General features: G+C 37.6%; 15 protein-coding genes. 14 read left to right on the top strand and 1 reads right to left on the bottom strand.

Annotation, left to right across the window (positions count from 1 at the left end; translation table 11 throughout):
• Positions 1-203 precede the first annotated feature (203 nt).
• From ADM33_RS05830 to ADM33_RS05775, 12 genes are all read left to right on the top strand, one after another.
• On the top strand, positions 204-1,436 hold the full coding sequence (locus tag ADM33_RS05830) for a replication initiation factor domain-containing protein (protein WP_049503708.1): 1,233 nt from the start codon (positions 204-206) through the stop codon (positions 1,434-1,436).
• 14 nt (positions 1,437-1,450) lie between these two features.
• The gene (locus tag ADM33_RS05825; RefSeq protein WP_000456042.1) at positions 1,451-1,684 is read left to right on the top strand and encodes a hypothetical protein; all 234 of its coding nucleotides are present in this window, start codon (positions 1,451-1,453) and stop codon (positions 1,682-1,684) included.
• Between the two features lies 1 nt (position 1,685).
• The gene (locus ADM33_RS05820) at positions 1,686-2,243 is read left to right on the top strand and encodes a hypothetical protein (protein WP_049503705.1); all 558 of its coding nucleotides are present in this window, start codon (positions 1,686-1,688) and stop codon (positions 2,241-2,243) included.
• 10 nt (positions 2,244-2,253) lie between these two features.
• Positions 2,254-3,249, top strand: coding sequence for a conjugal transfer protein (locus ADM33_RS05815; RefSeq protein ID WP_049503701.1), 996 nt, complete (start codon positions 2,254-2,256; stop codon positions 3,247-3,249).
• A gap of 9 nt (positions 3,250-3,258) precedes the next feature.
• A complete protein-coding gene (locus ADM33_RS05810; protein ID WP_001095596.1) occupies positions 3,259-3,483 on the top strand; it encodes a TcpD family membrane protein in 225 nt (74 codons plus the stop codon).
• 2 nt (positions 3,484-3,485) lie between these two features.
• Positions 3,486-3,896: a conjugal transfer protein gene (locus ADM33_RS05805; RefSeq protein WP_049503699.1), complete on the top strand. Its 411-nt coding sequence runs from the start codon at positions 3,486-3,488 to the stop codon at positions 3,894-3,896.
• Positions 3,897-3,909: 13 nt separating this feature from the next.
• Entirely contained in the window at positions 3,910-6,414 is a 2,505-nt protein-coding gene (locus tag ADM33_RS05800) for an ATP-binding protein (protein ID WP_049503696.1), read from the top strand.
• An 11-nt stretch (positions 6,415-6,425) separates the two neighbouring features.
• Positions 6,426-8,309 carry a hypothetical protein gene (locus ADM33_RS05795; RefSeq protein ID WP_049503694.1) on the top strand — a complete coding sequence of 628 codons (1,884 nt, stop codon included), beginning with the start codon at positions 6,426-6,428 and terminating at the stop codon, positions 8,307-8,309.
• 1 nt (position 8,310) lies between these two features.
• Complete coding sequence (locus ADM33_RS05790; RefSeq protein ID WP_049503692.1) at positions 8,311-8,535, top strand: hypothetical protein; 225 nt, start codon at positions 8,311-8,313, stop codon at positions 8,533-8,535.
• 16 nt (positions 8,536-8,551) lie between these two features.
• Entirely contained in the window at positions 8,552-9,664 is a 1,113-nt protein-coding gene (locus ADM33_RS05785) for a CHAP domain-containing protein (protein WP_049503690.1), read from the top strand.
• Positions 9,665-9,677: 13 nt separating this feature from the next.
• Positions 9,678-9,935 (top strand): MerR family transcriptional regulator, encoded by a 258-nt coding sequence (locus ADM33_RS05780; protein ID WP_049503689.1) that lies wholly within the window; start codon positions 9,678-9,680, stop codon positions 9,933-9,935.
• Between the two features lie 111 nt (positions 9,936-10,046).
• Positions 10,047-11,312, top strand: a complete 1,266-nt coding sequence (locus tag ADM33_RS05775; RefSeq protein WP_049503686.1) for a tyrosine-type recombinase/integrase — start codon at positions 10,047-10,049, stop codon at positions 11,310-11,312.
• Positions 11,313-11,551: 239 nt separating this feature from the next.
• Here ADM33_RS05775 and ADM33_RS11720 read toward each other — a convergent pair whose 3' ends face one another.
• A complete protein-coding gene (locus tag ADM33_RS11720) occupies positions 11,552-11,680 on the bottom strand; it encodes a FanG protein (protein WP_080982696.1) in 129 nt (42 codons plus the stop codon).
• A 28-nt stretch (positions 11,681-11,708) separates the two neighbouring features.
• On the opposite strand from ADM33_RS11720, the gene ADM33_RS05770 reads away from it, so the two are divergent.
• Together ADM33_RS05770 and cadX are read left to right on the top strand one after the other, a co-directional pair.
• Positions 11,709-12,323: a CadD family cadmium resistance transporter gene (locus tag ADM33_RS05770; protein WP_000615745.1), complete on the top strand. Its 615-nt coding sequence runs from the start codon at positions 11,709-11,711 to the stop codon at positions 12,321-12,323.
• A gap of 11 nt (positions 12,324-12,334) precedes the next feature.
• Positions 12,335-12,673: a Cd(II)/Zn(II)-sensing metalloregulatory transcriptional regulator CadX gene (gene cadX, locus ADM33_RS05765; RefSeq protein WP_049503684.1), complete on the top strand. Its 339-nt coding sequence runs from the start codon at positions 12,335-12,337 to the stop codon at positions 12,671-12,673.
• Positions 12,674-12,850: the final 177 nt, after the last annotated feature.

Here is a 12,850-nt window from a genome sequence, read left to right as displayed (position 1 = left end):
AATAAATAAGTATCTAAAAAGCCTTATTTTAAAGGGCTTTTTTTAAGATTTTCCCACTATTTCTAATAGGGGGGTTACATTTGGCAAATACGCCAAGTCCACCCCTCCTCATTCCTTATGGGAGTTGGGTTTTCAATTTTTATGAAGTGTGTCACTTTCGTCAAAAAAGTGTGTCACTTTGTTAGAAAGAGGTGTTGCGATGAATGGACAAAATTAGTCCTTTTCATATTAAGAATTTCAGAAAACAAACAGGACTTAGTCAAAAAGCATTTGCACAAGCTGTTGATCTTCCTACACGAACCTACCGCTCTTATGAAACAGGCGAAAGAGGACTGACGATTGATAAGTTTAGAGAACTTAAAGAAAAACTTGGTTACTATCAAGATTGCGATAAAAACAGTCTTCGGGCTCAGATCGATTATCTACGATTGACCTTTCCGAGATTAAAGGATTTAGATGCTTTCTGTGAAAACTTCCTTCACTGTCACTTAAGCGAATTTACAGACCAAGAAACTCGTCTCATGAACTATACCCACTTATGGCAACGAGGGAACATCTGGATTTTTGATTTCTTTGATAAGTCTGTGACCAATGATTACCAAACTTGTCTCCAACTATCCGGTCAAGGATGCCGTGAGTTGGAATTGCTTCTAGAAGACAAGGGGATCACTTGGCAGATCTTTCTTCAAAACATTCTTTATTCCTATGAAGATGTTCGGGTGAAGCGACTCGATATCGCTCTAGATGAACTCTATAAGGGTTACGGTCACGAGGATGAACAAATTCAAATTCCCAAATTGATTGATAAACTCTATTCCAAAGAGATTGTTCTAGATACGATCAAGAAATGGAATATCACGGGTGGTGGATCTTTCACAGATAATGAAGACATGGAAGCGAATCACGGCTTGTCCATTTACTTTGGGAGCCGTCAAAGTCAACTCTACTTTAACTTTTATGAAAAGCGCTATGAAATAGCTCGAATGGAAAACATCTCCTTGGACGAATCCTTGGAGATTTTTGGTATCTGGAATCGCTATGAATTGCGTTTTTCAGATCAGAAAGCTCAAGGCATTGTGGAGGAATACATTAACGGTGTAGACCTCGGAGAAATCGCTAGAGGCATCATAAACAAAGAAATCCAAGTCTATGATGGTCTCACTCGATTTGGCGCCTATAAACCCGATGAAAAATGGCAACGGCTCTTTGGAGGTGTCGAACCCTTAAAACTCTCAACCAACCCACAGCCTTACAGTATTGAGCGAACGATTCGCTGGCTGACCTATCAAGTTGCGAACTCTCTTGCACTAGTCACTGAAGCAGACAAGATCCTCCAAACAGAATACATGAAAATGATTCAGAATAGCGGAGAGATCACTGATCGAGGAAAAGCCATGTTACGACTTCTCAAAGCCAATAAACACTATGAACACTAGAAAGGAAAAACTATATGGAATACAAAGTTCAAATCAATTCACTAGAAAACTTTAAAGCTTGGTCTGGTGGACTAACCACCTTGAACACTGTCCGTGAACGTGGTGGAGTAGATACTCTAACCGTCATTTGTGAAGATATCTTCTCTGGCGATACTCCAACAGAAGGACAAATCAATGACTGGCTCTGGTTTGATTCAGATTTTATCTACCAAGCTCTAGGCTACGATGATCTGCTTGAGGCTTCTTGAGATGTTAAAGAAGATTTATCAAGCAGACTTTCTGCTTCTTCCAGAACAAGAATTCTGGCATATGTACATTCTCTTACGAAAAGGCAAAGACTTCTACTATGAATGCGCTGGAAGATCTACCGAAAAACCACCAGATGCGAAAGGTTTCTATGACTATGAACATGCCTGTTTCACGCTAGATGGTCAAGTGTTGAGCGTAAATAAAAAAATGCGCCCCTCACTCATTACTTATATCCAAAAGACCATCAAAGACAATCAAGAAAAATTTAGAAAGGAAATTGAAATGGCCACTAAAACTATTTTTGAAAAGAAAGTCTCTCAAGTCACGAATGAACTGGGAGAATTACTTAAAAAGAAAGATCACAGAGAGGCTTGGACCAAGGCTGGAGAATTAAATAGTCTCCTAAAAAAAGAAGAAGCCAAAGACCTAAAGCCTGACCTAATCGAAAAACTCCAAGCTGAGCTACGAGGCTACTATTACATTAATGGCGAGATCGAAAAAGCCAATAAGCGCCTTTATGCAAAAGGATCAAAGCTCATTGAGCTTGCTGGTCTCTAAAGGAGGATCTATGGATAAAGCTAAACGCTACTTGCTTCAAGCGAAAGAATATCTTTCACACTTTAAAAAGGTGGAGAAAAAAGGAGGCCCACCAAAGCTAAAAGTCACCAATAAAAAGACCGTCAATATCGCAGTCATAGGAGGAATTTCTTTCCTCCTTTTTGTTGGTTTCTTGGGATCTATCCGTGCTATCACACTCTCAAATAAGGTAAGTACACTACAAGCCCAAGTAGAATCCACCCAAAAGCAACAGACACAGCCTATGGAGTCGAGTAGAAAATATGACTATAAACTCCAGTATTACTTGAATGACTACGTCTATGCCTATTTCACTCTTCCACAAGAAAGCGATAAACAAAAAGCTCAAGTTGACTACTTAAATAAATTTTACAATTTCATCCCTGAAGTAAAATCTCAAGGGCAAGTTCGAAATCCCAGCTCACTTGTCTATTCTCAGTTAGTGACTGTAGAAGGGAAAGTTGCGACCTATAAGGTTAAATACAAGGAAAGCATCCATCGGGATAACAACACAGAAGAAAAAGAAATTGTGACAGGTTTCAATATTCCTTTTGATGAAAAAGATGGAAAATATTACGTTTCTGGCCTTCCTTGGTTTTCTGCCATTGAATCCTCACAAGCTGGACACTTTAGCGAAGATGATAAGCTCCAACTCACTGCCAATGATCATTTTTCAGACAGCGAGCGAAAGAAAGTAGAGAAATTCCTCAAGGTCTTCTTTACCAACTACACCACAAGCCAAGATAATCTTAATCTGATTGCTAAGGATGTGGATATCATCGCAAATAGCACTTTCAAAACGATCGACTACACTTATCTCAAACAGGACGGTGATGATTTAATCGCTTATGTCCAAGCTACCTTTGAAGTTGGAGGGACCACTCACTCGGAAAACTTCACCTTTACTCTCTCAGAAAAAGAAAAGACCTACTATGTCTCAAAACTAGAACACACCATTCCACTAAATTATGCAAATGATAAAGAATAGGAGAACTCTATGAATACAAACAATCTACGAACCTTCCTTCAAGGTGATGGAATTTGGATCCTGACAGCTATTGCCGTGCTCTTAGCGATCAAGGCTTGGCGGAACAGCTCTTGGCTTCAACTCTTCTCTGTCGTTGGTTTCTATGCCGTTATTGTTTCAATTGCGAAAGGACAAGATATCCTAAAAGCAGTCGGCTGGTTCCTGCGACTCTTCGGTATTGAATCAGGACTCTAAGTATGAATGAAGAAAGACTTTATGATTACAGTAAGGGCCTAAATGCTCCTTATTGGATCCAAGAAATCAAGACAAAAAAGGGCACTCGACTATGGTACTTTGCGACACCCATGCAGTTGTCCTTTTTCATTGTTTTTATCATCGTCTTTGTGGCCATGTTACTCTTTGGAGGTTTTATCTTTGTGCCACTCGCAAAAATCACTCACTCAATTTCTCTCTTGCTCTATTGGTATCTCCCTTACAAATTGGCTAAGTTCTATACTGAATACGAGCCTCACGGTAAAAAGATGCACGTCTTTATTGGAGATTACCTAATTTACTTTTGGGACTTTAAGATCAATAAAAAAGCTATCTACCATGAAGATCGGATAGAGCCTGTAGAAGAAATTGTCTTTGAAAAAACAAATCTATAGAAAAGGAGGACCTATGAGTATTACTTTAACTTATCCTATAAGGGAAACACATGAAAATCTAGCTCTCAAAAAAGATCAAACAGTCGTTGCTTATTATCGTATTCCAAACACTCCCATCACAATTACAGATGATGAAAAAAAGGGCAAACATAAAATTACGGTTGCTCAAATGATGAAGAAGCTCCAGAAAAACAAGTTCTTTGAAATATCTCTGATCCCTAAAGACTATCTCTTAGAAGAGAAAATGAGAGACTTTTCAGATGCTCTAGCAGATGACAGTCGTGAACTAGGAGAAGAACTTCTTCTCTACACAGTGGATCGCCTAACAGATGAAATGGAAATCCCTTATCAGTTTGACTGGGTCGTAGGAGTGACTTTACGCAAACAAAATCATGGAGCTACAGTAAAAGACTTGGCCTATGAGAGCTTTAATGAGTTCACTGAAAAGATCGCAAAGGGTCTTGGCTATGAATATGAATTATGTCCCACCTGGTATGAAGACTATAAAAGTGATGAATTCACCATTTTCCAAGCCTTCTCAGTTCTTCGGGCAAAGCGTTTATCCAATGAAGAACTCTTTTATTACCAGCGGATGCAATACCTCCGCTATATTCCTCACTACAAGAAGGAGGTGCTCGCCAATCGTGCTCAATTCAATATCACAGACACCTTGATCAAAGTCTTAAAAGGTGGCTTTCTCAAGTTAGAAAGCCCCTATGGTTCATCTTTTGTGACGATTCTTCCTGTAGGTAAATTTCCTGTTCAATTCAACGGTTTTCATCTTGGCGAATTTATCCAACGTTTGAACTTCCCCGTTGAACTACGAATCAAGGCAGAATTCATTGATACCGGTAAGATCAAAGGTCGAATGGGACGATCGAATACACGTTACAGAAACATCATGGAAGAGGCAGAAAATACTGATACTGTTCAACAAGACGAGATCATCATGGGTTCCATCTCCCTAAAGGACTTAATGAAGAAAGTCGGAAACAAGGAAGATATCATCGAATATGGAGCCTATCTGATTGTTTCTGCTTCTAGTGTGAACCAACTACGACAAAGACGGCAAGTAGTTTTGAATTACTTTGATGATATGGGCGTTGAAATCAGTGAAGCCTCTCAAGACGGACCTTATCTCTTTCAAGCTCTGCTTTATGGAGAAAACCTCCAAAAGAAAACTCGCACCTGGACACATATGGTCACAGCTCGTGGATTTTCAGAACTCATGCCCTTCACCAATACCTCTTCTGGAAATCGTATCGGTTGGTATATCGGTCGAGTAGATAACTGGACAGGCCGTTGGGACAATATTGCAAAAGCTATTGATTCCTCAAAGAACATTGTCCTCTACAATGCGACAGTCGGAAATAAAGAAGATATCGCTGGAAAGATCACCAAGAACCCACACATCATTATTACGGGGGCAACAGGTCAAGGAAAATCCTTCCTTGCTCAGATCATCTTTTTAAGTGTGGCTTTACAGAATGTCAAAACACTTTATATCGACCCTAAACGTGAACTTAGAAATCACTACCAAGAAGTGATCAACTCACCTGAATTTGCACGTCTCTATCCTGAACGCAAGAAACAGATTGAGAACTTTAACTTTGTGACACTGGATAGCTCACTACCATCAAACCACGGAGTCTTAGATCCTATTGTTGTTCTAGATAAAGAACAAGCTGTAGAAGTCGCAAAAAACATGCTTGAGTTTCTACTACAAGCTGTAGATGATGTCACGATGGATCAAAAAACAGCTATCACAGAAGCTATTAATGCGATTGTAGAAAAACGAGTCGCTGGTGAGAAAGTCGGATTTAAACATGTCCTAAAAGTTCTGAGAGACTCTACTTCCTCTGAAATTGCTTCGGTTGGTCGTTATCTGACCTCAATTGTCACAAACTCTATCTTGGAACTAGCCTTTTCAGATGGAACCACTCAAGGACTTAACTATGAATCACGAGTGACCATTCTAGAGGTCAATAACCTCAAACTACCAAAGGACGATTCCACAAAAATTTCAGATCATGAACGCAACTCTATCGCCCTCATGTTTGCGCTTGGTGCCTTCTGTACCCACTTTGGAGAACGAAATGAAAATGAAGATACCATTGAGTTCTTTGATGAAGCATGGATTCTTATGAAGTCCGCAGAAGGAAAAGCCGTTATCAAAAATATGCGTCGGATTGGACGCTCCAAAAATAATACCTTGGCACTGATTACTCAATCTGTACATGATGCAGAAAATGATGATGACACAACTGGATTTGGGACCATCTTTGCCTTTTATGAAAAGTCTGAACGGGAAGATATCCTAAAACACGTCAATCTCGAAGCCACTGAAAGCAATCTCGAATGGATTGACAATATGATCTCTGGTCAATGCCTGTACTATGACGTGTATGGTAATCTCAATATGATCTCTGTACACAACATCTTTGAAGATATTGATATGCTTCTAAAACCAATGAAAGCTACGGTATCATCAAGCCTTGAAAATAAATACGCTAGTTAGGAGGTGAACCCATGCAAGAAGCTTTTGACAAACTAAGAGGAGTTGATATCTTCTCTCTCAAATCCTATATGGAGCCTACTGGGTTCGCTTCCTTTAATGGGGCTTGGGTTCTGATTAATGAGCTTTTCGTCAACTTCTTCTTTTTCATTCTAAACGCAGTGGTGGGCTTCTTTTCTTTGCTGATACGAATTCTTGAAAAAATTGATCTCTACTCTAGCTATAAAAACTATGTATTTAATGGAGCAATGAATATCTGGAAAGGATTTATCGGTTCAAATGGAAGTGGAGTTGCCAAGCAATCACTCGTTTCAATGTTGCTTCTGATTTTAGCTTTCTACCTTTTTTATCAATATTTCTTTTCGAAAGGATCCTTTTCAAGAACACTCCTTCATGTTTTTCTAGTTCTCATCCTTGGCTTTGGTTACTTTGGAACAGTTGCAGGGACTTCTGGTGGTCTTTATCTGCTTGATACAATCAATAATGTCTCTAAAGAGGTCACTAAAAATATCACTCATATTAAAGTAGAATATGGAAAAAATAAGACGATCAAAATCGGTGATTCTATGGCAGATAGCTATATAGCAGAAACATCTTATAAAGCCTATGTCTTTGTTAATACTGGACAAGAAAATGGAAAATATAAGAACAGTCAAAATGGGAAGGAAGAGGCATTTGATGATAGTAAGGTACTAGGAACAGGAGATAAAAATGGAAACTTTAAAGCGGTTAAATCGAAAGACCGCTCCAAATATCTAGATGAACTAGGAAATGGAGCTAATGACGATGGCGAAAAGAACCGTTGGGTTTCGGCAATGCCTGATTTCATCTTTACTCGTATGTTTTATGTCATATTTAAAATTTTTGACGCTTTTGTATTAGCGATACCTGTTATCTTGATTCAAATGTTAAATGTCATTGCTCAGACACTCGTCCTGATGATGATCCTGCTCTTCCCAATTGTGCTATTGATGTCCTTTGTGCCCAGAATGCAAGATTTGATTTTTGGAGTTCTAAAAGTCATGTTTGGTGGGTTACTTTTCCCAGCTATCACAAGTCTATTAACTCTATTAGTCTTCTATATTGAAAAAATGATCGAAAACATTATCATTACAGGCTTTGATGGCATTCTTAAAACACTCCCATCCTTGATTATCTTTGGCCTTGTCTTTAAACTACTCATTTCAGTTGTCTCAAAAGGACTCGTATATTTCTTTCTATGGAAATACAAAGCTGAATTGCTCCAATTCATTCTTGGATCCAAAGCTCGAATGGTGGCAAGTGATATTGGAAACAAAGTTGAAAGTGGGATCACAAAAACTCGAGAAGTGGCTTCACAAGTACCATCACGAAGTCTTTCATCTGCTCAACACCTTGGGAACTTTGCCTTGGCAGGTGCTGGTTTCGGAGCTGGAATGATGATGAATGCCAAAAGTCACTTCCAAAATGTTGGTTCTTTCTTTACCAATAAGGAATCAGAGCACCAACCTGATGAAGTGCTCCCAACAGAAACACTTGAGACTCCAGTAAGTCCAGATGCCCCAGAACCAAGCATTCCGAAAACAAAGGCAACACTTGAGGGGATTAAACCAATTGAAGAAAAAACACCAACTCCTTCAATGGAATCCCCAATCACAGTGGAGCCAACACCAAGTTCAAGCGAGGAATTCCAAACTCTTAAAGAAGAATGGATTTCTCCATTTAAACAACTCCGCATTAATAGTATTGAGCGCAAATTAGAGGAATATAAAGACCCTCAAGCCATGTATAAAGCTCAAGGATCGAATGCTTTCACTCGTGCTTACAGAAAAACCATGACACGAGATGATAAATTGAGAGCCAATATTGAACGAAGAGACCGATTAACAGAACGCTTAAAACAACTCAGAGGAGAATGATATGAATACCAAAATACGCTCAAGAACTTCTTTTCCAAGAGTTCTTGAAGAAACTCTTTATCAGGCCTACCAAGAAGGAAAACGCTCAGTCGATTTCCTTCTTTTATTTCCAGTCACAGAACAAGAAAGAGACCAAATCATCCTACAAACTAAGTCCTATTCAGTCGTTCTAGATGCTAAATGGCGTTTTGGGACTGTCCTGTTCACTGCTTATATAAGACATTAACTAGAAAGGAGATTCGATGAAAAAACTAAAATGGTTTCTATTAGCTGGTCTCATTCCTCTCTTTCTACCGGTCCTCATTATCATTATCCTTATGGGAGCTGTCGGAGGTGGTGGAACGAATGGCTCACCCCAATCCCAAAATGGAGTGACTTATGCGGATCACTGGTCAGATGGAGATCCCTATACTCACAACCTACTGGTTCATCGCTTCGGTATTACAGCAGAGCAATTAGACGGCTTTTTAGATACGTTAGGAATCTCCTATGATAAGAACCGAATTAATGGGAAAAAACTCCTCGAATGGGAAGCTAAATCTAATCTTGATGTCCGTGGAATCGTTGCGATCGCACTGAATGAAAGCTCCCTTGGAACTGCTGGAGTAGCCACTAATCCTGGAGCCAATATGTTTGGTTTTGGAGCCTATGACTCCAATCCAGAATATGCCAATAACTTTAATGATGAGATTGCTGTTGTTGGACTAACCCAACAAACCATCATTGGAAATAAGAACCAAACCTTCAAAATTCAAGATGACAAAGCTAAAAAGTTTGCGAATGGAACACTCAATCCAGCAACTGATGGTGGGGTCTATTTCACAGATACCACCGGATCAGGAAAAAGACGTGCAGAAACCATGCAAAAACTGGATGCCTTCATCGATGAACATGGAGGAACACCAAAAGCTCCTGAACAAACTACAGGAAAAACTAGAGATGGTGGAGGAGTAACTTCAAATGATATACCTGTAGGTTATAGTTTGACAACAGCTATTGATACCACAGGATATATCACTAGTACCTATCCTTGGGGACAATGTACCTGGTATGTCTTCAACCGTGGAAAACAAGTCGGAATTAACTTTGATCCATTTATGGGAAATGGTGGACAATGGATGAATAAGCCAGGTTTCACAACAACCCATACACCAACAGAACACTCTGCACTATCATTTAGCCCTGGACAAGCTGGAGCTGATCCAATATACGGACACATTTCATTTGTGGAACAGGTCAAATCAGATGGTTCAATTCTCGTATCAGAGTGTAATGTAAAAGGGTTAGGGGTCATTAGTTACCGCACATTTGATGCAGAAACTGCCAAACAATTTACCTATGTTATTGGACATTAGAAAGGATAATTATATGGATACACTACAACAAGTTAAACTAGATAAAATTGAAAATCTTCTTCAAGTATTGGTGAACCTTCTTGACAAAAAAAGCAACTCCAATCACTTGGAAATTATAACTCAAAAAGAAGTTCTAAAAGAATTGAATATATCACCTAACACACTGAAGAGTTGGGAAAGAAAAGGACTAGCTCGTCTGGAACCACCTATTGAAGGAACGAGAACAGTCTACTATAAACGGCAAGACATCATTAAATTTCTATCAACTTAATAGTAAAGCAGGAATGCAACAAACAACTCAGGAATATGCTAAAATAAAATCATCTTAAAAGAAGGTGAGGGTCTTATTTTAGTCTTTTAAATATCCGAATTAAGAGGCAATATGAATAAAGAAACCATTCAACACAACAATAAAAAAGTTATAAAAACTACCAAGCAGAACGGTGAAATAAGCTATTCAATCAAAGGTGTTTATATCGGAACAGATATTAAGACTGGTAAGCGAATTACAAGAACAATCACTGCTAAAACATTAAAAGCTTTAGATAGAAAAATTGTTGAATCCAAAATTCAATTTGAAAAATCTGGGTCAACTATTAAAGAAACTATCCAAATTGGTAATTTTGAAAGTTTAGCTGAATTTTGGTTTAGCCATTTTAAAACTTGGGTATCTTCGCAAAACACAATAAACCGTGTTCGAGGGTACTTAGATACTTACATCATTCCACAATTTGGCAATTATAAACCTGAGCAGATCGAAGCATCAGATATTCAATTATGGCTAAATCGATTAGTAAAAAAAGCCAAACAAGCAATTGAATCTGGAAAAAAACGTGCCCCGAAAGGCAGTGCAAAAGATTTTGGTGCAATGGCACATAAAATGAGTGATATTTTTGATTTTGGAATAACAAATTGCGGTTTGAAAACCAATCCTGCAAAGACAATCAAGATACCACCAAAACCCAAAGCCATTAAAGAACGTATCATGGTCCTTCATGATGAGGATTTAAAACTTTGGCTAGCTTACCTTGACACACTACCAAACACGAGAGCAAATCGGCGGTTTAAAATCATTTGTAATACATTACTGGCTTCAGCACTACGAATCAATGAACTATTAGCTTTAGAAATTACTGATCTTGATTTTGAAACTAATGAAATCATTGTCAATAAAACTTTAATGTGGAAAAGTGCTAATAAAAAATTGAACAAAAAAGGAGGGATCATTTGTAAGAATTCTCCTAAAACTGATGCCGGTAATCGTAGAGTTGCTGTTCCAATATCAACTTTAGAAGGACTAAGAGAATTTCATCAAGAAATGAGTCTCTACTTTGAAGAACATCATTTACCAAGATCCAAATTGATATTTCCAACGATTTATGGAAATTATATGTGTGATAGAAATGAGCGTGCAACTCTAAAAAAACGACTTATCGAATTAGGACTACCAAATTATGGGTTTCACCTATTCCGACATACACATGCCTCTATGATGCTCAATGCCGGAACTAACTGGAAAGAGCTACAACATAGGATGGGACATAAGTCTATTACCACAACTATGGATACATATGCTGAACTAGCACCAAAGAAAAAATTCGAAGCAGTTGATATTTTTCTGGATAAATTACAAGAACTCACGGATTAATACAATCACTACCTTTATCACTACCTTTTTACTTCAAAAGCCTGTACTCCTTGATTTGACAAGGATTACAGATTGATTATTTAACCCTTACAGAAGTGAAGTAAGCATTCAATACGAATCAATACATAAGAAAAACGCTGATTTTAAGCGTTTTTTCTTTTTGCCAAATGCGATATATTGCACTGTATTTCAATTCAAACTCTACCTTTTTCTCTACCTTTTTTAGATAAATATATCATTTAGATATTGAAATTAAGCCCTGCTATCATTTCGATGGCAGAGCTTTTTAATGTTTGGTACCCTACCTTCTTATCTATATTTTGATGGAGCTGAAGTTGACATCTACAAAGTTTAATGTTAAAATACATTCAAAAATATATTTGAATGAGGTGTTTTATGATTCAAAATGTTGTTACTTCAATAATCCTGTATTCTGGGACAGCCGTAGACTTACTTATTATCCTAATGTTATTTTTTGCCAAAAGAAAAAGCAGAAAAGACATCATTAACATCTATTTAGGACAATTTCTAGGCTCTGTTAGTCTAATATTGCTAAGTTTACTTTTTGCATTTGTCTTAAATTATATTCCTAGTAAAGAGATTTTAGGTTTGCTCGGTTTGATTCCAATTTTCCTAGGGCTCAAAGTTTTGCTTTTAGGAGATTCTGATGGAGAAGCTATTGCAAAAGATGGTTTGCGCAAAGATAATAAAAACCTGATTTTTCTAGTCGCTATGATTACTTTTGCAAGTTGTGGTGCTGACAATATTGGTGTTTTTGTCCCATATTTTATTACCTTAAATTTAGCGAATTTGATAGTGGCTTTACTTACCTTTCTAGTCATGATTTATCTCTTGGTTTTTTCTGCCCAAAAATTGGCACAAGTCCCTTCTGTTGGAGAAACTTTGGAAAAATATAGCAGATGGTTTATTGCCGTTGTTTATTTAGGATTGGGGATGTATATCCTGATTGAAAACAACAGCTTTGACATGCTAAGGACTGTGTTCGGCTAGGAGAAAAAATTATGAAAAAAGATAGTATATGCCAAGTGAATATTATAAATCAACAAAATGTTACAACCGCAACGAACTACCTTGAAAAGGAAAAAGTCCAAAAATCACTTCGTATTTTATCAAAGTTTACCGATAATAAACAGATAAATATCATCTTTTATCTCCTTGCTGTTGAAGAACTCTGTGTCTGTGATATAGCCTGTTTACTAAATCTCAGTATGGCATCTACCTCCCACCATCTTCGTAAACTAGCCAATCAAAACATCTTGGATACTAGAAGAGAGGGGAAAATTATATATTATTTTATAAAAGATGAGGAAATCAGAGATTTTTTTAATCAACTAGGATAACAACTATTTTTACTACTCTACCATTCACTCTACCTTTTATTATGTAGCATTCTAAAAACATTGATGTACCAACGTTTCTAACAGCTAAAATAGAAATTATTTAATCTTTTTATAGAAGTGAAGTAAGCATTCAATACGAATCAATACATAAGAAAAACGCTGATTTCAAGCGTTTTT

It is taken from the genome of Streptococcus oralis (assembly GCF_001075875.1).
Lineage (GTDB): Bacteria > Bacillota > Bacilli > Lactobacillales > Streptococcaceae > Streptococcus > Streptococcus oralis_I.
Note: the sequence above shows the minus strand (reverse complement) of the source record. Positions and strands in the feature narration are given on the sequence as shown.